This is a genomic window from Niastella populi, from assembly GCF_002078015.1.
Lineage (GTDB): Bacteria > Bacteroidota > Bacteroidia > Chitinophagales > Chitinophagaceae > Niastella > Niastella populi.
This window is the reverse complement of the sequence record NZ_LWBP01000045.1, coordinates 140,088-159,195: the sequence shown is the minus strand read 5'-3', so window position 1 is coordinate 159,195 and position 19,108 is coordinate 140,088. Positions and strand designations below refer to the sequence as shown.

12 protein-coding genes are annotated in these 19,108 nt (G+C 45.3%); 5 read left to right on the top strand and 7 right to left on the bottom strand.

Going from position 1 to position 19,108, the window contains the following annotated elements; translation table 11 throughout:
* From A4R26_RS06395 to A4R26_RS06370, 6 genes are all read right to left on the bottom strand, one after another.
* A complete protein-coding gene (locus A4R26_RS06395) occupies window positions 1-912 on the bottom strand; it encodes an ABC transporter ATP-binding protein (RefSeq protein WP_081162287.1) in 912 nt (303 codons plus the stop codon).
* A 6-nt stretch (window positions 913-918) separates the two neighbouring features.
* A complete protein-coding gene (locus A4R26_RS06390) occupies window positions 919-1,614 on the bottom strand; it encodes a hypothetical protein (RefSeq protein ID WP_081162282.1) in 696 nt (231 codons plus the stop codon).
* A 61-nt stretch (window positions 1,615-1,675) separates the two neighbouring features.
* The gene (locus A4R26_RS06385; RefSeq protein WP_081162277.1) at window positions 1,676-2,047 is read right to left on the bottom strand and encodes a GntR family transcriptional regulator; all 372 of its coding nucleotides are present in this window, start codon (window positions 2,045-2,047) and stop codon (window positions 1,676-1,678) included.
* A 17-nt stretch (window positions 2,048-2,064) separates the two neighbouring features.
* Window positions 2,065-2,895, bottom strand: coding sequence for a hypothetical protein (locus A4R26_RS06380; protein ID WP_081162273.1), 831 nt, complete (start codon window positions 2,893-2,895; stop codon window positions 2,065-2,067).
* 9 nt (window positions 2,896-2,904) lie between these two features.
* Window positions 2,905-3,738: an ABC transporter ATP-binding protein gene (locus tag A4R26_RS06375; protein ID WP_081162268.1), complete on the bottom strand. Its 834-nt coding sequence runs from the start codon at window positions 3,736-3,738 to the stop codon at window positions 2,905-2,907.
* A gap of 215 nt (window positions 3,739-3,953) precedes the next feature.
* The gene (locus A4R26_RS06370; protein WP_081162263.1) at window positions 3,954-4,964 is read right to left on the bottom strand and encodes a hypothetical protein; all 1,011 of its coding nucleotides are present in this window, start codon (window positions 4,962-4,964) and stop codon (window positions 3,954-3,956) included.
* A 1,063-nt stretch (window positions 4,965-6,027) separates the two neighbouring features.
* Between A4R26_RS06370 and A4R26_RS06365 the strand changes: the two genes are divergently transcribed.
* From A4R26_RS06365 to sucD, 4 genes are all read left to right on the top strand, one after another.
* The gene (locus tag A4R26_RS06365; RefSeq protein ID WP_081162258.1) at window positions 6,028-8,349 is read left to right on the top strand and encodes an NADP-dependent malic enzyme; all 2,322 of its coding nucleotides are present in this window, start codon (window positions 6,028-6,030) and stop codon (window positions 8,347-8,349) included.
* Window positions 8,350-8,631: 282 nt separating this feature from the next.
* Window positions 8,632-9,372: an MlaE family ABC transporter permease gene (locus tag A4R26_RS06360; protein ID WP_081162254.1), complete on the top strand. Its 741-nt coding sequence runs from the start codon at window positions 8,632-8,634 to the stop codon at window positions 9,370-9,372.
* Window positions 9,373-9,493: 121 nt separating this feature from the next.
* Complete coding sequence (locus A4R26_RS06355) at window positions 9,494-10,303, top strand: ABC transporter ATP-binding protein (protein WP_081162249.1); 810 nt, start codon at window positions 9,494-9,496, stop codon at window positions 10,301-10,303.
* Window positions 10,304-10,587: 284 nt separating this feature from the next.
* Window positions 10,588-11,460, top strand: a complete 873-nt coding sequence (gene sucD / locus A4R26_RS06350; RefSeq protein ID WP_081162244.1) for a succinate--CoA ligase subunit alpha — start codon at window positions 10,588-10,590, stop codon at window positions 11,458-11,460.
* 138 nt (window positions 11,461-11,598) lie between these two features.
* On the opposite strand, the gene A4R26_RS06345 is transcribed toward sucD, so the two are convergent.
* Complete coding sequence (locus A4R26_RS06345) at window positions 11,599-12,375, bottom strand: proline and serine-rich protein 1 family protein (protein ID WP_165760165.1); 777 nt, start codon at window positions 12,373-12,375, stop codon at window positions 11,599-11,601.
* Between the two features lie 516 nt (window positions 12,376-12,891).
* Here A4R26_RS06345 and A4R26_RS06340 point away from each other — a divergent pair.
* Window positions 12,892-18,942 (top strand): alpha-2-macroglobulin family protein, encoded by a 6,051-nt coding sequence (locus A4R26_RS06340; protein ID WP_165760164.1) that lies wholly within the window; start codon window positions 12,892-12,894, stop codon window positions 18,940-18,942.
* Window positions 18,943-19,108 lie beyond the last annotated feature (166 nt).

Here is a 19,108-nt window from a genome sequence, read left to right as displayed (position 1 = left end):
CTATTGAGCTGTAATTTGAAGAAATAAATTTTCCAGATCGTTTTGGGTAACAGCCAGCTGATATACGTCCACGCCCTGTTGTACCAGTAATTTATTCAACTGCGCCGATCGTTCCCTGCTTTCATAATTCAGCAACAGCCGCGTGCCATTTACCTGCTTTACAGCAAATTGTTCTTGTAACACCTGTTGCGCCCGCTCTGCATCATTTACTTCAATTTCAATGGCCGATTGTTTTGACTGGAGATTTTGTAATTTTTGCAGGCTTCCCTGGAACAACAACTTCCCTTTGTTAATGATCCCTACATGCGTAGCCATTTTTTCTACTTCGGCTAACAGGTGGCTCGAAACAAGAATGGTTTTGCCAAATTCACGGTTCAGTTGTTTAATAAGTTCCCTGGTTTCAATGATGCCATTGGGATCTAAGCCATTTGTTGGTTCATCCAGTATCAGTACTTCAGGATCATGTAACAAAGCAATGGCAATCGCCAGCCTTTGCTTCATACCGAGCGAATAGTTCTTAGCTTTTTTATTCGCTGCCTGCATCAACCCAACCAGTTGAAGCACTTCATTTATCCTGATTTTATTGCATTGATAGGTTAATCGAAAAACTTCCAGGTTTTCTTTACCCGTCAAATGCAGGTATAATGAGGGCTGTTCAATGAGTGAGCCAATGCGGCGTAATATTTCAAGCCGGTTCGCCCGAAGATGCTTGCCAAACAGGGCGATATCACCTTCCTGCTTTTTTAATAAACCCAACAATAACCGCAACGTGGTAGTTTTGCCGGCGCCATTGGGACCTAAAAATCCATATATGCTACCGGCAGGTACCTGCAGGTTCAGATCATTTAATATTTTTTGACCGGTTTGAAAAGCAAAGTTCAGGCCCCGGGTTTCAATAATTGATGATTGCATAACTGATTACTTTAAGGCTTTAATATTCTTACCAGAAAGGTTCAGTGATGATTGGGGGTCTGCCTCAACGGTTATACTTTGTATCGTCGCTTTCATGTCATTTATGGAGGAGTGCACCAATTGAACATGGAGGTCATTTATAATGGCCTGGTCTTCCAGCACAATTTCTGCGGATTCTCCTTTGATAAGCAATTGATCAAAATAGGAAGCTCTATTGTCATTCCTGATACTCAAATTTGAGTTCCTGGTTAAAGCAATTTTATAAGATGCCGCATGGGTAGAATCAACCGCACCTTTCGCATTAATACTGCAAAAGGCTGTTTGCACCGGAACCGAAGGCGGCAGGTATAATTTAAACCGCTGGTAATTGCGCCCTCCCCGTTCAAGCTGTTCATCTGTTAAGGTAGGATCAGTGATCACCAGCGTATCTTTTACCATCTTGTATGAAATACGGCCTACATTGTCTTTATCTGTTTCGAATTTTGCCGTATCGCTGTTGATGAGCTCAACACCACCGAGACCGGTTATAGATACAAACTTTGCCCCCGGCACATCTACCCTATCCATAAAAACGGCCGACTCCCGCTGAAAGGGCACATAATCACCGCGTTTGTATTTGGCATACACGTACAGGTGAATGGATGTGGTAAGTATTATCACGGCTAAAAATATCCCTATTAATATTTTATTGCTCGTTTTCATAATCTAATTCTTTTTTGATGTTCTGCTTGCAGCTTGCAGCGTGTGGCTTGCAGCTGTTTTCTTAAGCAAAATTTTGTTTTTTGTATTTTTCAAACCGGGGTTTCAGTTCTTCGGGATCCATCCCCAGCAGAAACATGGTGCGGAAAACCTGCGGCAGGTCTTTCTCTACGAAATCATTCCTGCGGTAGCTTTGCGCATTCTTTAAAGCCGGAGGGGAAACGAAATAACCGATGCCCCGCTGATTATAAATGATCTCCTGTTGCTGAAGAAATTCATAGGTGCGCATTACAGTATTGGGATTCACTTCCAGTTGAACCGCCAGTTCCCGTACGGATGGTATCCGCTCTTCAACCTTCCATTCCTTTAGCAAGATCTTCTCGCACACATAATCGGCAATTTGTAAGTATATAGCTTGCGATTCTCGGAATTGCATATTTATTGATTTAGGCGTTAAACTTCTTTTTCTTTCAACCTGAAATAACTAGCGATCCAAAGCAGCGGCGGCAGGGAATATTTGATAAGGTATAAACCAACGATACCAATCCATGCCGGTATGTTAATATTCAGTTCTCCCTTTTCATGATCGAACACCCTGTATACCGTGGAATTGAAGAAACCACCATGCGGCATAAATGACGCTATGATCTTGTGTTGAAAAAATACCAGTACCAGGAAAACGATCAGTCCCCACACCAGGGTTTTTATATAACTGTACTTTGAAAAATAGACGGAGCCCAACAGAAATATCGATTGCACCGTGAAATAAATGAGCAGGATAATAATGTAAAAGTTATCGCCATTCACCCGCGTGGTAACAAAAACATTGGCCACTTCCTGCGGTGTGAAACGCCCTAAATGTTCCTTTTCATATATATTGCTAACAATACCATTCGATGCCTTTACCATAATAAAATCAACGGCATAAAAAACAACTGTATAGCAAACGAAATACAGTACTACGCCAAACAATATGGCTGTCAGTAATTTTTCAAGTAATGAAGCCGGTAATAACAGATAGGAAATGCCTTTGGAACTATCGCTCAGTTCCTGAAAAATCATACTGGCATACAAACAACCGGTAAGATACAGACCCACGTAATAGGCTACCACCTGCATATCTTCCTGCATGGGATGACGCCTGTTTACGATCATCAGAAAAGAGAACCAGAGAACCAATAAACCTCCAATGGCGGCCAGTGAGATCAGGTACTTTTTCTTATTCTCGTTCCAGTGTTTGCTTATATATAAAAACCAACGGTTAAGATCGAAGTAGGAATTCATAGCATTAGTTTAAGCGTTAAAGACAGATTCAATGGCATTACCATTCAGCACTATGGCCTTGTACAACAATTCAAGATCCATTTTGCTTTCATCACCCTGCGTGTTGCGGGTAATGACGGCGCTGCCGCGTAAAGATGGTTCCCGATATAAAGCCTGTTTAATTTCGTCGATGTCGTAAGAAACATGGAACGACAACTTGCGGGTGATGTTGTCAACCGTTTGATCGAACAGGATGCGGCCTTCATCGATAATGGTAACCCGGTCGATAAGGCTTTCGAGATCCTTCACCTGGTGGGTGCTGATGACGATGCATTTGTTCTCGTCGAGGCAACCGGCTATTACTTTTCTGAACTGGCTTTTGCTCATGATATCGAGCCCGTTGGTAGGCTCATCCATAAGCAATACAGAGGTATTACAGGCCAGGCCAAAGCTGATGAGCACTTTCTTTTTCTGACCATAACTCATCTGCTGCATACTGTTGGAACGGGGAATATCGAACTCGGTGACATACCGGTTGAACTGTTCTTCGTTGAATTTGGGGTAAAAAGGGGCGGTGTATTTCACCAGGTAATCAACGGGCATGTCGGGCATAAAGAACTCTTCAGGCACCATAAAAATATCGCGCAGAAAAGCGGGCTGGCGTTTGGCGGGGTTAAAGCCAAGTACGCTTACATTACCTTCTTTTGGAAAAAGCAGGCCGGCCATATTTCTCAGGAGGGTCGATTTACCGGTACCATTCTTACCAAGCAAACCATAGATATGGCCAGCTTCGAGTTTAAGGCTCAGGCCGGTGAATATTTTTTTCTTCCGATACCCAAAATGCAGGTTTTGGATCTGTATCATGTTTGGCGTTTTAGTGTACTAGTTTAATAGTACACGCAAACATAAGGGCTTTTTCCGGATTGTCAAATGAAATGGTTAAAAAATGTGATGAGCGGAGGGGCCGCAAGGCCGTCTTTCAACAGCGTTCGTCTGTAATTCAATGAATTATGGGTATACGATATAAAATAAAACCGGCAAAATGCCAGGTTAGGAAATTGACTGCAAAGAAGGAAGGCCTACCTCAACGCCGCCTCATATTTATCATATATATTTCTTTCGCTTATTTTTAAAGTACTGTATGGGTAATTTTCCGGTTTGCAATCCCGGCCACAGTAAACAGGTATTTCAGTTTTACCGGCCGCAATGCTGTTCATCTTTTCTTCCTGCTGTGCATTTATTTCAAGGGTCCTGGTGCTTCTTAAATATACCAACGCTTCATACGCATTGACAGCCATAAGGTGGTTGGGAGAATACAACAGGTTGGTAATGGCTTCGTACTCTTTCAGGTTTACCAATAAAACAAACAGTTCAGGCACTATATTATTATGATAATAACTATCATCGAGATAAGTTGCTTCAAATATTCGATCTTTCAGCCGTTCATTGGCCACTTCAGGAATAAAATTATAGTTTGGATATTTTTGAGCTACTTCATTAAACAATGACCCATACAAGGTGTCAACAACAAGGCTATCGCAATTGGCGCAGCCTTCGATAGGAAAATGAACTTCGTTTACCAGTCTTTTGAAATATACATAATCAAAAAACGGGACCGTTACGTTACCGGAAAGGCATTCCCGTTTCGCCAGATTCCTAATTACAAATTTCTTATAAATTATTTTTTCATCCATAACCGTAAGCCATATGTCTATAGCCAGATAGCCTAATTGCTCATCGATCTTGTATTCATACAAATTAACCAGGCCAACCCGCCTGAACTGCGATCGTACGAGGTCATTCTTATCGGCTTCACGTAAAAAATCTTTATATGACATGTTTGCATTGTACAGTTTGCTTACATACCTGATATTCTCTTTATCCTGTTGAAAAGACGCATCGGTAATGGTCACCGGTTTTACCGAATCGCACCAGGTTCTCAGGAACAGGTTGAACGAATCGATCTTTTTTACATTCATTGCATAAAACCTGTTTTGTGCGTTTGAAGCATTTTGCGCCCATGCTCTTTCATTGAACAGCGCCATAATAAATATAACGGTTATCACTGTCAATATATTAACCCGGCTCATTGCACATTTTTAGGGTATTATCGCAATTCTTGTACCCCGGGCCGGTTTGAGACAATCACATAAACATACATTGGGCGACAGCCACCTTTTATGTTATGGATATAGAATTTATTCAAGTGCCGCTATGTTAAATAAAGCTCCTGTTGAATGGTTAACAGGTATTGTAGCGTTGCTTTGGGTTATTGCATGGTTACCCCCGGCCGTTGCAGAATGCTTTAATATCATTGCAGGGTTACAATGCCTCAATTGTTACTTACTTTAGATCGTTGCCGGCTTACTTTGCCCCATTGTTAGCTTGTTTTCACTCATGGTTCGCTTATTTCGGGTCGTTGCTCGCTTACTTTACCCCGTTGTTAGCCAGTTTTAGGTCATTGTAAGCCTGTTTTGAGCCATTGTCAATCATCGTTTACAAAAAGCTGTAGGGAAAAGCCGATTCCCTGCAACTTTTATGTTTTCCCTGAAGCTTTTGAGATTTCGTGCAGGCTATTCAGGTTTCCCGCAGGCACTCCGGTTTTCCTGAAAGCTTTTAACCATTCCTTCAGGCTTTTCTGTTTTCCCGTAAGCTTTCCCCAATCCCCTAAAGGGAATTGAGTTTTCCTACAAGGAAAAGTGAATTCCCTGAAGTCGTTCACAATTCCTTTAATACGCCTGATTTATCCAGTATTAAACCAGAAATAGCTAAACGAAATCCAGAAACCGCAAAATTGGCTCGCCTTCCAGCCATTACACATTCAGTAATCGCCATATATATCCATACCCCAATGCGGTAACCCGTTTTCCCGTAAATTGCGCGCCAATTGTGCTGAATTAATTTCCAGGAATTGCCTCATAAACTCATTTTCTTCGTAACTAATTGATTAGAAAATGCGTTTATGGTAATATCAGGTTCAGCCCCGATGGATAGAGGGGTAACTGGTTAAACATTAAATAGTAAATGATGAAAGGTCAATGCCCAAATTGTCATTAACCATTTTACCTGTGATGAAAATTCTGGCATTGTAAGTCCCCCTGCCCGTTCGGGTCATGCGGACAACTGGCTAAAAATAAAAATTATCAATTTCAGATGAAAAAAGAACTGCGTAAGGAATCTGCCTTAGAGTACCATGCCAAGGGCCGTCCCGGCAAAATTGAAGTTATCCCAACAAAAGAAGCAAAAACCCAACGCGATCTGTCGCTTGCCTACTCGCCCGGTGTGGCCGAGCCCTGCCTTGAAATTCATGCCAACCCCGAATCTGTATATAAATATACCGCCAAAGGAAACCTGGTTGCCGTTATCAGTAACGGTACCGCCGTGCTCGGTCTTGGCGACATTGGCCCCGAAGCCGGTAAACCCGTAATGGAAGGCAAAGGCGTTCTGTTCAAAATATTTGCCGATATAGATGTATTCGATATCGAGATCAATGAAAAAGACCCCGAGAAATTCGTTCAGATCGTTAAAGCCCTGGAACCTACTTTCGGCGGCATTAACCTCGAAGACATCAAAGCGCCGGAATGTTTTTACATAGAACAGGAGCTGAAAAAGCAAATGAAAATTCCGGTGATGCACGACGACCAGCACGGTACCGCCATCATCAGTGCAGCCGCCCTGCTGAACGCCCTGGAACTGCAAAAGAAAAAGATAGAGAAGTGTAAGTTTGTCGTAAATGGCGCCGGCGCCGCAGCCATCGCTTGTATAAAATTATATGAAGCCCTCGGCGCGGTTCGCGAAAACATTCTCGTTTTCGACAGTAAAGGCCTCATTCACGAAAGCCGCACCGACCTCGATGTGCTGAAAAAGGAATTTATTTCCAAAGGCAAAAACGTAACGCTGGAGCAGTCGCTCGATGGTTGTGACGTATTTATCGGTCTCAGCAAAGGCAACGTATTAACGCAGGAAATGATTAAGAGCATGGCAAAGAACCCCATTGTTCTGGCCATGGCCAACCCCGACCCCGAGATCACTTATGAAGACTGCACTGCTGCCCGTAAAGATGTGATCATGGGTACCGGCCGCAGTGATTATCCTAACCAGGTAAATAACGTACTGGGCTTTCCGTTCATCTTCCGCGGCGCGCTCGACGTTCGCGCCACACAAATTAACGAGGCCATGAAGCTGGCTGCCGTTAAAGCGCTGGCCGAACTGGCCAAAAGCCCTGTGCCCGATATCGTGAACATTGCCTATAACGAAAAGAACTTATCGTTCGGCCCCAACTATATCATTCCCAAACCGCTCGATCCACGGTTGTTGAGCACCGTTGCCCCGGCCGTTGCAAAAGCAGCCATCGAAAGCGGGGTTGCACAAACGAAGATCACCAATTGGGAAACTTATTCTATAGAATTGAATAAACGCCTCGGCCTCGATAACCAGTTGATGCGGGTGCTTGGCGCCAAAGCCCGCCGCAATCCCAAACGACTGATATTTGCCGAAGCCGATAACGTTAAAATATTGAAAGCAGCCCAGATCGCCGTTGAAGAACGCATTTGCCAACCCATTTTGCTGGGCGATGAGAAGAAGATCAGACAACTGGCCCTCGAGAACAGTGTCGACCTCGATGAAATGGCCATCATCGACCCGCGCAATGATGAGTATGAAGAGAAACGCAAACAATACGGCGAACTGTTCTTCAAAAAACGCCAGCGTAAAGGTGTGAACCTCTACGAGAGTTGCAAGATGATGAAAGACCGCACCTATTTCGGCTGTATGATGGTGGAAACCGGTGATGCCGATGCAGTGATCTCAGGGTTAACACGCAATTACGCAGAAGCAATTCGTCCGGCCCTGCAGGTGATCGGGATGGAAGAAGGCGTGAAAAAGATCGCCGGTATGTACATGCTGCTTACCAAAAGAGGTCCCCTGTTCCTGGCCGATACCACAGTGAACTTCAACCCCACTGCGGAAGAGCTGGCCGATATCACCCTGCTGGCCGCCAAAGAAGTGCGCAGCTTTAACCTGGTGCCCCGCATTGCCATGTTGAGCTATTCCAACTTCGGCAGCAGCGATTCGCCGGAAGCCAAACTGGTTGCGCGGGCAAAGGACATCGTTAAACAAAAAGATCCTACCATCACCATAGATGGCGAAATGCAGGCAAGTATCGCCTTCAGGCAGGATATTCTCCGTGAGAACTACCCGTTCAGCGAACTGGTTGACCAGGAAGTGAATACCCTCATTTTCCCCAACCTCGCAGCGGGTAATATCGCCTACAACCTGATGAAAGAGATCGGCGGCGCCGATGCCGTTGGCCCTATTTTGCTTGGACTGAAAAAGCCGGTGCATGTGCTGCAACTGGGCAGTTCGGTTCGCAGCATTTACAATATGGCCCTAATTGCCGTTATCGACGCACAATTGAAATGTAATAACAACAACCAGGAAACGGCGAAAAAGCCGGCCTGGTGGAAGAAGAAATAGTTACCGGGTGCCGGTTGCTGGTTGCCAGGCGCCGGGTACCGGTTTCCGGCGAACATTCTTCAGGCACTATATTTAACTGTTTCAGGTTACGGGTTTCAGCGCTTGCCCCGGGCTCAGCTGGGGTACAGGTATTAACGATCATTGCCAATGCCTTAGCCTGAAGCCTGTTTCCGTAACAGAAGCTGTTGCCAGGGCTTTTCACGTTTGCCGTTTTTGAACCTTATATCATAAACTATTGTTTTTCATCGTTAAGCTGTATTTTTACACTATTGCTTAAATATCATGACTTTATTTACCGAGTTTGGCCGTTACCTGTTGATGATCAAGGGAATGTTTTCAAAACCTGAGAACTGGAAAATGTATTGGAAGGAGCTGATGCACCAATGCAATGAGATCGGTATCGGCTCTTTGGGGATAGTAGTCATCATTTCCTTCTTTATGGGGGCGGTATCTGCCCTGCAAACAGCCTATCAGCTGGTTAGCCCCGTAATTCCCATGAGCACAGTTGCGCAGATCGTGCGCGATACGGTGATCCTGGAATTTGCCCCTACCCTGGTGTGTATAGTTCTTGCCGGGGTGGTTGGCAGTAAAATTGCCAGCGAACTGGGCAACATGCGGGTAAGCGAACAAATTGACGCTCTGGAAATTATGGGCATCAACACCAAGGCTTACCTGGTATTGCCAAAAATTCTGGCCTCCCTCATCGTAATTCCCCTGCTGGTGGTAATTTCGGCTGCTTTGGGTATTTATGGCGGACAACTGGCATCCACCTCGGCGGGTATTTTGTCGCCCGCGCAATATGAAACCGGGTTACTGCAGTATTTTCAGCCATATAATGTCTTCTTCGCCCTGGTAAAAGCATACACCTTTTCATTCCTTATTTCCAGCATCCCCGCTTATTATGGGTATCATGTGGAAGGCGGCGCCCTGGAAATCGGCAGGTCGAGCACCAAGTCGGTAGTGGTGAGTTGTGTGAGCATTTTAGGCGCCGATTATGTGCTGGCCGCAATATTGTTACACTAATGGGGTAAAACCGTTATGAACTGAACAGCGAAAGCGCGGCTAAAACGGTCTAACTAAATAGAACCCATACAATTTTAATAAGTTATAGCGGTATTGTATCCGTAGCATGAATTCATAAACCATGATCGAAGTAAAAAATATAAAGAAGGGATTTGGAGAGAAAACTGTGTTGAATGGAGTTAGCGTTACCATGCAGGCAGGTAAATGTAACCTTATTATCGGCGCCAGCGGTAGCGGTAAAACCGTGTTTATGAAATTGATGGTGGGCCTTATGGTACCCGATCAGGGTGAGGTCTGCTACGACGATAAAGACTTCAATAAGCTGAATACCGAAGAAAAGAAAGAGATCCGCCAGCAGATCGGCATGCTGTTCCAGGGTTCGGCCCTGTTCGACAGCCTTACCGTTGAGCAAAACATTATGTTCCCCCTGAACATGTTTACCCGCGACACCCACGCCCAGAAATTGAAACGGGTGAATGAAGTGCTGGAGCGGGTACGGTTGAAAGACGTGAATAAAAAATTCCCGGCCGAGCTGAGCGGTGGTATGAAAAAGCGGGTGGGTATTGCGCGGGCTATTGTTCTAAATCCCAAATACCTGTTTGTCGATGAGCCTAACTCGGGCCTCGATCCGGAAACCTCGCTGGTTATCGATAAACTGGTTAAAGAAATTACTACAGAATACAACATCACAACGGTGGTGAACACCCACGATATGAACAGCGTAATGGAAATTGGCGATCATATCATCTTTATGTACCAGGGTAAAAAAGAATGGGAAGGCAGTAATAAAGAGATCATCTTTAACAAGAATGAGCGCCTGAATGAATTTATTTTTGCCTCAGAGTTCTTAAAAGACGCCAAAGACATGCGTATGCTTGAACAAACCGGTAAAATTGATGAGAACCGGGATATGGATAAAATGATAAAATAATGTGCTGATTTGGTAATATGCCAATGAGCTGATTGAATACAGCTTCGCCTTCTCCCGTAAGACTACACTTGCCCGCTTTATAAAAATTAATTTCCGGTGATACCCGGTTTTGCCGCTTTCATCAAAGCTACAAACAGACCATTATATGTTGCCGGTTGCTCCCGGCAACGTTTGCGTATTTACATCCCGTTATTAGCACATTAGCTAATTATCACATTAGCATATTCAGCCATTATCCCCTATTTTTGCACACCCGATAAATGTCGGTATTAAAAATTCCGCTGATGAGTATTTTAGTAAACAAACAATCAAAGATCCTGGTGCAGGGCTTTACCGGCACAGAAGGTACCTTTCATGCTACCCAAATGATAGAATATGGTACCAATGTAGTAGGTGGCGTTACACCCAACAAAGGAGGCACATTGCATTTGGACAGGCCGGTATTTAATACCGTAGCGGAAGCAGTAAAGGAAACCGGGGCCAATGTGTCTATCATATTTGTACCACCGGCTTTTGCCGCCGATGCTATCATGGAAGCTGCCAATGCAGGTATCGAGCTGATAGTATGTATCACTGAAGGTATTCCGGTACAGGACATGGTAAAAGCCAAATTGTACCTGCAGGCAACAAAATCGCGCCTTATCGGGCCTAACTGCCCTGGTGTGATCACTGCCGGCGAATGCAAAGTTGGTATCATGCCTGGTTTCGTTTTCAAAAAAGGTAAGATCGGCATCGTATCTAAATCAGGTACCCTCACGTATGAAGCTTCTGACCAGGTTGCCAAAGCCGGTTTAGGTGTTTCTACAGCAGTTGGTATCGGTGGCGACCCCATCATTGGAACCACTACCCGCGAAGCGCTGGAAATGTTTATGAACGATCCTGAAACGGAAGCTGTGGTAATGATCGGTGAAATTGGCGGTGGAATGGAAGCCGAAGCTGCCCGCTGGTATAAAGAAAATGGTAAAAAACCTGTAGTTGGTTTTATCGCCGGTCAAACAGCTCCTCCCGGACGCCGTATGGGTCACGCTGGTGCTATCGTTGGCGGTGCAGAAGATACAGCCGCTGCAAAAATGAAGATCATGCAGGAATGCGGTATCACCGTGGTATCGAGCCCTGCCGATATCGGCGTTACGATCGCAAATATCCTTAAGAAGTAAGCCTCGCTTACGTTAAAAATATAAAACCTTGCAGTTTTTGAGGGCAGTAACAGCCAACAACATCTGCAAGGTTTTTTTATTAAATCAGGTGTGCCACATTTGCTTTCGCTGCTGCGTACAAATGTGGCACACCTTGTTTTAAGGCTTATATGCTCTCACGTATTCGGCCAGCTCTTCTTTCGTTTTACTAAAGCTGAATACACTATACACAACAAAATAATTCTTTTGGTCGGTGGTGCGGCCATACATATATTTAGCCGCCTCCAGTTTGCTGTTCTCAAAAGAAAATAAAGCAACCAGTAGTTTTGCCTGTGCCGATGTAAAGTAGTTTTGATCGATGCCCGATTTGGCAATAGCCATACGCGAATCGTCGAAACTTTCGCGGCGCACCGTCTCTATAAATGAACTAAAGGTATTATCGTCCATGGGCCGCGGAGGATAATTATCATTCCTCGGCGGTCTGCCACCGTTATAGTTATCACGATCGTTATTGCGACCTGGCCAGTTGTTGTTATTGTTACGGTCATCGCGCTCATCAACACCATCGCCATCGTACCGGTTATCGGTTATGGGTTGTTCATCGTATAATGCCCGGCCAAAGCGGTTAATGACAATATCAACATAATACTTTGGCTTTACATACATGCTCTTGTTATATAATACAACCCGCCTGGCCAGCCTGGTAACAGGTGTGGATCTTACCATCGTATACACTTTTACGATGTGATTACCGGGCCTGAAATTGCGGAGAATAAGCGCATTGGTTACATCGGTATAAGTGCGGCCATCAATTTCGATGGTAATGTTCTGACGGCTTAAATTGGTAATACCTAATATACCATCGTCTGGTCCGGCTAAAGCGCGCACCAGAAAGGCTGGCAGCAGAAAAAGGATCAGGATACACGTTTTTTTCATGTTGGGTGTTTTGTGCGGGTAAAAGGGTACCTGCCCTGCCGGCAGGTTTTGATGTATAGAACGAAAAGGCCAGTATTTACGTTGCACACTGTTTGGAATAAAACTTATATTTAATATTACCATATATAAGCGACCCGGCATTGCTTTTGCCCTCTTCTTTTGTAAAGCACTTTAACTTTTTCATGTATGTAAATTATCCGGTACCGGCATCAAAACAGGTATGAACGAAGTTCAGAAAAGAAAAGTCAGAAAAAGACGTGGCTGTACCAGGCTGAAAACAAAAGCGAAAGCAGAAATATCGGACTTCTCCGGCCTCTTATTCCTTACACCCTGTATCTTATATAAACCCGGTGATACTGATCTTTTGAACAGACCTTGTCAACTTGTTAACACGTCAACCTGTTAACTCGTCAACTTATTATAACTTGTATAAAATTTGGCCTAATGATATTTAAGAGAATTTTATCGGTGGTATGTGCAACCTTATTTTTTTTGGTCACAAAAGCGCAACAGAAGATGAAAACGTACGACAAAGAATGGAAACAGGTAGACAGCCTCATTCAAAAATCCGGATTGACCGAATCGGCCTTAAAAGCGGTGAATAATATTTATTCGCTTGCTAAAAAAGAAGGTAACGATGCCCAGGTAATAAAAGCGCTTTTATACCAGGCTGAATTGCAGCAGTACAAAGAAGAAGAAGCGGTGAAAAAGAACATTTTGCAACTGGAAACCGAAATTGCCCAATCGAAAGAACCGGTACGGGCTGTACTGCAAAGCATAACCGCTCAAAAATACCATACCTGGTTTCAGCAGCACCGCTGGCTGTTATACAACCGCACCGAAACAATCAACTTCAAAAAAGACGACCTGGCCACCTGGAGCACGGAAGATTTTCATAAAAAGATCAGCGAACTTTACCTGGCTTCGATCAGCAACGAAAAACAGTTACAGCAAACAAAACTGGAACCGTTCGATGCGGTGATCATTAAAGGGAATGTACGTCACTTACGGCCTACCCTGTTCGATCTGCTGGCACATCGCGCGCTCGATTACTTTAAAAACAACGAACGTACGGTAAAGAAAGCGGCAGAATCGTTTGAAATAACCGATGAAGCCGCATTTGCAGAAGCAAAACAATTCATGAACCACAGGTTCGTTACCAGCGACAGCCTTTCGCTTCAGTTCAAAGCCCTGCAATTATACCAACGCCTGTTGCAGTTTCATGCAGGCGATCCAAAACCCGATGCCTTTATCGATGTGGATCTGGCAAGACTGCAATACGTGTACGAAAATGCCACGCTCGAAAACAAAGAAGCATTGTACATAAAAGCGCTGGAACAAACAGGCAATAAATATGGGCTTATACCACCGGCCACCCAGGCCTGGTATCTGCTTGCGCAATTGTATGTTAACCAGGCAACGCAATATAATCCTGAGCAGGGCGACGCCCACCGCGATGGCTACTTAAAGGCCATGAGTATTTGCAATAAGGTGATCATGCAAAAAGACAGCAGCGAAGGAAAGCTGAATTGCCAGAACCTTGTTCGGGAGATCACCCGTATAGAGATGAACATGCAAACCGAAAAAGTAAATGTGCCCGGCCAGGCCTTCCGCACCCTGCTCACCTGGCGCAATTTTACCCGGCTGCATTTCCGCGTGGTAAAATTGGATGCCAAAACACAGGAATCCATTGGCACCAACAGCTGGGACGACAGCTACTGGAAAAAACTGGTAGCCTTACCGGCCCTGAGATCATTCAACCAGCCATTACCCGATACGAAAGATTACCAGAAGCATGCAGTTGAACTAAAGATCGATGCGCTGCCTGTTGGCACCTATGCTTTGATAGCAAGCGTAAGCGATAAATTTTCAGTACCTGAAAATCAACTGGCCGTTCAATACTTCCATGTATCGAATATTGCTTACATCAATAAAGGCGCCGAATATTTTGTAGTAAACCGCGAAACCGGAAAACCGCTGGCGAATGCCAAAGTACAGGTATGGAACCATACCTACGATTACAATGTGCGCAAGTATACCGATACCAAAGGACAAAGCGGTGTTACCGATGCTAACGGGTATATAAAACTCAATCCGTTCGTAAATAAGAACGACAATAATTTCAAACTTGAAATAACCACCGCCGATGACCGTCTGATGCTGGAAGATTACATTTATAATTACAACTGGCCGGGCAGGGCGCCGGAAGAAACGGAAAGGACGACAAAGAGCGCATACCTGTTCACCGACCGCGCCATCTACCGGCCCGGACAAACCGTTTACTTCAAGGGCATACTGCTTAACTATAATTCAAAAACCCGCGAAAGCAGTATTGTTCCTAACTTTTCAACCAGCATTACCTTAACCGATCCCAATGGCCAGGCTGTAGATACCGTTGCTGTTACCACCAACGAGTTTGGCGCCTATTCAGGTAAGTTCACCCTGCCCACCAACCTGTTGAACGGCCACTTCTCTCTCACCGACCTGGTAGCTTCCAGCAGCCACCCCATTTCGGTAGAAGAATATAAACGCCCGAAATTCCTGGTAGAGATCAGCAAACCCACCGGCACTTACAGGCTGAATGAAACCATTACGGTGAACGGTACTGCCAAAGCCTATGCAGGCAATGTGATCGATGGCGCTAAAGTGAAATACCGGGTTGTACGCGAGGTCATCATGCCATTATGGTACGGCCGGTACAGCAAAATGATCTGGCCGCCATACGGCCAGCAGGAAGTGGAAATTGCCCATGGCGAACTCACCACCGATGAAAAAGGTGAATTCCGTATTCAGTTCAAGGCAATACCTGATAATAAGATAGATAAAAAAGACCAGCCTACTTTCTATTATAAGGTGTATGCCGATGTTACCGATATGGCCGGCGAAACCAGGAGCGGCAGTACCCAGGTGGCCGTAGCTTACCAGGCTTTGAAACTGAACGTCTCCATAGCTGATAAAATGCATACAGACAGTTTAAAGCGCCTTACAATAAACAGCACCAACCTGAACGACCTGTTTGAAAAAACGACGGTTACCGTTTCCATTTATAAACTGGAAACACCCGATCGTATTTTCAGGAAACGGTACTGGCAGGAGCCCGATCAGTTTGTGTTATCACAAACCGAATTTTACAACGCATTCCCATATGATGTGTACAAGGACGAGAACAGTCCGGAAAAATGGGCCAGAGAACAAAAGGTGGCTGAAAAAACAGACACTACTTCGGCCGGTAAACCATTCACCATTGCGCCCGCTTCGCCATTCGCACCGGGCTGGTATGTGATAGAGGCTATTACCAAAGACAGGTATGGCGAAGAAGTGAAAGACATTAAGTATGTACAACTGTTTAACCAGTCGATCATTAGCCCGCTGGCAAGTGGCGATATAACAAGCGGTAACACCACCCTGGAACCAGGCGAAAAAGCCGTTTACCAGGTTAACACCACGCTCGAAGATGCATTCATTGTTCATGAAGTGATGAAAAAAGGCGATAACACCGACAGAAGCTTTTTCACCCTGAACAAAAGCAGCCGCGCTTTTGAAATTCCGGTCACCGAAAAAGACCGCGGCGGTTTAGGCATTCAGATCGCCTTTGTAAAACACAACCGGGTGTACACCGATAACCTCACCTTTGCGGTTCCCTATACCAATAAAGAGCTGCACATCGCCTACGAAACTTTCCGCGACAAAACCCTGCCCGGCAGTGAAGAGAAATGGAAAGTGAAAATAAGCGGACAGAAAGGCGACAAGGTAGCGGCCGAATTACTCACCGCCATGTACGATGCATCGCTCGACCAGTTCAAAAAACAGGAATGGGCTAAGCCGTCATTGTGGCAGCACCTTACAACCGGGCCCAATTGGAATGGCACCTACAACTTCAGGGCCGTGCAATCACTGGAAAAATACAACAACAACGGCGGGTATACCTATGTGCACAAGGTGTACGATGAGCTGGGTTTGCCGTTTACATCTAATCAAACCAGGTTTAACTTATTAGCCAGAGGAAGAGTTGCGGGCATTGTAGCCGCCGAAGCCGCACCTGCACCCGCTGCCATGAGGGAAGAGCTGGCGGCAGGCGCTGTTAGCGAAAAAAAGCTTGATGCAGCATTGCAGGGAAACCTATCGAAAGACGAGGCAGCATTTACCCAACAAGGCGAAATGAACGCTGATGGCGTGAAGGTTCCAAAGCAACAGCCCACCCAGGATGCCGCCGTACAAATACGTAAGAACTTCAATGAAACCGCCTTCTTCTTCCCCCATCTGCATACCGATGCCGATGGCAATATTGAATTCTCTTTCACCATGCCCGAAGCGGTAACGCAATGGAAATGGATGAGCATGGCCCATACCAAAGATCTTTCCCTTGGTTACAGTGAAAAAACGATCGTTACGCAAAAAGACCTGATGGTGCAACCCAATGCCCCCCGCTTTTTGCGAGAAGGCGACCGCATGAACTTCAGCGCTAAAATTGCCAACCTCACCGATAAGGAAATTACCGGCCAGGTGCAATTGCTGCTGATCGATGCTACTACCAATCAACCGGTTGATGGCTGGTTTAAAAACGTAATGCCAAACCAGTTCTTCACCGTACCGGCCAAACAAAGCGTTCCCGTTACCTTCAGTATTGAAATTCCTTATCAGTATAATAAACCGGTTACCTACCGCATAGTTGCCAAAGCAGGTAACATCAGCGATGGTGAAGAAGCCATGCTGCCGGTGGTAAGCAACCGCATGTTGGTGACCGAAAGCCTGCCCCTGCCCGTTCGCGGTAACACAACAAAAACTTTCACCTTCGACAAACTGGTGAACAGCGGCAGCAGTGAAACCCTGAACCACCACGCACTTACTGTTGAATACACTTCGAACCCGGCCTGGTATGCGGTACAGGCCTTACCATACCTGATGGAATACCCCTATGACTGCGCTGAACAGGTGTTCAACCGGTATTATGCCAATGCACTGGCCAGCACCATCGCCAACGCTTCACCCAAAATAAAACAGGTATTTGAACGCTGGAAAAATGCAGATAGTTCAGCATTGCTGAGCAACCTGCAAAAGAACGAGGAGCTGAAATCAGTGCTGCTGCAGGAAACCCCCTGGGTATTGCAGGCTAAAAATGAAGCGCAGCAAAAAAAGAATATTGCGTTGTTGTTCGACCTGGTGCGGATGAGCAATGAACTAAGCAAATGGATGGCGAAACTGCAGGAAATGCAAAGCAGCAACGGCGGTTTTGTATGGTTCAAAGGCGGGCCCGATGACCGCTATATAACCCAATACATTTTAACCGGTATCGGCCATTTGAAGAAGTTAAAGGCATTGCCTAAGAACGACATTCAGGATGAGCTCATTAAAAAAGCGATCCCTTATCTCGATGCACGGATAAAAGAAGATTATGAAGAAATGCTGAAGCATAATAAAAAGCTTCCTGTTAACGATTATATAAGCCCGCTGCATGTTCAATACCTTTACATGCGCAGCTTCTTCCCCGAGTACAGTGTACCGGGCGGTGTGTTCAAAGCGTATAATTATTATCGCTCGCAATCACAAAAAAGCTGGTTGAAGCAAAGCCGTTATATGCAGGGCATGATCGCTTTATCGCTGTTCCGCACCGGCGATGTACAAACGGCAAAGAACATAGTGAGATCAATAAAAGAGAATGCCCTTACCAATGAGGAAATGGGCATGTACTGGAAGGAATTCACCGGTGGTTATTACTGGTACCAGCATCCCATTGAAGCGCAGTCATTACTGATTGAAACCTTTAGCGAAGTAACAGCTGACATTGCAGCAGTAAATGACATGAAATTGTGGTTGCTGAAACAAAAGCAAACCCAGGACTGGAGAACCACCAAAGCAACGGCCGACGCCTGTTATGCCCTGCTGTTACAGGGTACTGATCTGCTGGCCAGCACGCCTGAGATCACCATCGAGCTTGGCAATACCACTGTGCGCAGCAACGACCAGCAACAGGAAGCCGGCACAGGTTATTTCAAAAAAGTGTTCGATGAGAAACAGATAAAGCCGGAGATGGGCAACATCAAAGTAACCGTTTCTTCTCCTAATGCTGAAGGAAATGCCTCCGCTTCATGGGGCGCCGTTTACTGGCAGTATTTCGAGAACCTCGATAAAATTACCCCTGCCGCCACTCCCTTACAGTTAACGAAAAAACTGTTCATTGAAAAGAACACCGATCGCGGTCCCGTTTTACAACCCATCAATGAAGGCGATGCCATTAAAGTGGGCGATAAAGTAAAAGTGCGTATAGAGCTGCGGGTCGACCGCACCATGGAGTATGTGCACATGAAAGATATGCGTGCCGCCTGTATGGAACCGGTAAATGTGATCAGCCAGTACAAATGGCAGGGCGGACTGGGTTACTACGAAACAACCAAAGATGCAAGTACCAACTTCTTCTTTGGCCAGTTACCTAAAGGAACATACGTTTTTGAATATCCCCTGTTCGTAACACACACCGGTACGTTCAGCAATGGCATTACTACCATTCAATGTATGTATGCCCCTGAATTTACCAGCCACAGTGAAGGTGTAAATGTGAAAGTGGAGTGATCGTATTACATACTCAAAGTTATACCTGGGGCTGCATCACGTTGGTGCAGCCCTTTCTTTTAGAAGCCGTTTCCGGTTAGGAAGGTGTGCCACACTTTCCTGGTATCGTTGAAAGCAAGTGTGGCACACCTTGGCGTATTCTTAAAATTTCTCCCCGTATTTTCGC